1 protein-coding gene and 1 pseudogene are annotated in these 1,153 nt (G+C 63.5%); both read left to right on the forward strand.

The window, feature by feature from the left end; translation table 11 throughout:
* Positions 1–255, forward strand: a pseudogene (locus tag ABT116_RS48725) (CoA ester lyase); the annotation flags it as partial.
* Positions 256–361: 106 nt separating this feature from the next.
* Positions 362–856 carry a general stress protein gene (locus ABT116_RS48730; RefSeq protein WP_003945065.1) on the forward strand — a complete coding sequence of 165 codons (495 nt, stop codon included), beginning with the start codon at positions 362–364 and terminating at the stop codon, positions 854–856.
* Positions 857–1,153 lie beyond the last annotated feature (297 nt).

The raw sequence follows: 1,153 nt of genomic DNA on the forward strand, positions 1-1,153 counted from the left end.
GTTCTGCATCCCACGCAGATCGAGGCAGCCAACGAGGTGTTCAGTCCGCGCCAATCCGATTACGACCGTGCGGAACTCATCTTGGACGCGTACGCATTCCACACCTCGGCCGCCGGGGGAGGACGGGGCGCCGTCATGCTCGGCGACGAGATGATCGACGAGGCGAGTCGCAAAATGGCGCTGGTGATTTCGGCCAAGGGGCGTGCTGCGGGGATGACGCGTACGTCGGAATTCACCCCACCCGAACACGCCTGACGCTCGCATAGCCGAACGAATCAGGTCTGTAAAGGGCACAATAGGGGTAGATGTACTTGCGTCGTCCGCGTGGATGACGTGCCCGAAAAGAGGAGCGCAGCCAGCCATGTCCAATCCGCTCGGTCAATCGTCGAATGGGTCGCGCCGTGGAGCGTTGCCGACACCGCCTTCGGGATGGCCCATCGGGTCGTACCCCACCTACGCCGAGGCGCAGCGCGCAGTCGACTACCTCTCCGACCAGGAATTCCCGGTTCAGGACGTCACGATCGTCGGCGTGAACCTGATGCAGGTCGAGCGAGTTCTCGGTCGGTTGACCTGGGCCAAGGTGATCGGCGGCGGCATCGTGTCCGGCGCCTGGCTCGGCGTCTTCTTCGGCCTGGTGCTCGGGATCGTCACCGGTGGGTTCCTCGCGCCGTTGATCGCGGGCATCGTGGGCGGCATCATCTTCGGCGTCATCTCGACGACCATTCCGTATGCCGCGACGCGTGGGCAGCGGGACTTCGCCTCGACGATGCAGTTGGTCGCCGGACGTTACGACGTACTGTGTGAGCCCAAGACGGCGGAGTCGGCGCGCGACCTACTTGCCAAGCTCGCCATCTGACATTCTTGCTCGGGCTGCCAATTCGTGTGATCTCGGTTACTTTGTGTACACGCGGGCGAGGTGACACTCACTTCCCCGTGACCGTTTGCCGGACAAGGAAATAGGTCCCTTCTCCGGCAAAAGTGCCGATGTGTGGTGCGTCGGCCAGCCGTAACGACTGCGCCGTCTCGCCGCCCGAGGAGGACGGCTGTGCAGAACAAGAGATTGCGGGCGGGGCAGAAGAAGAAATTGCGGGTGGGGCTGCTCGGCGCGGCGACATTGTTGTTGGCGCCCTTGCTCACTGCGTGTGGATCGGAC

The organism is Streptomyces sp. NPDC002130 (assembly GCF_040296465.1).
In the GTDB taxonomy this organism is placed as follows: Bacteria; Actinomycetota; Actinomycetes; order Streptomycetales; family Streptomycetaceae; genus Streptomyces.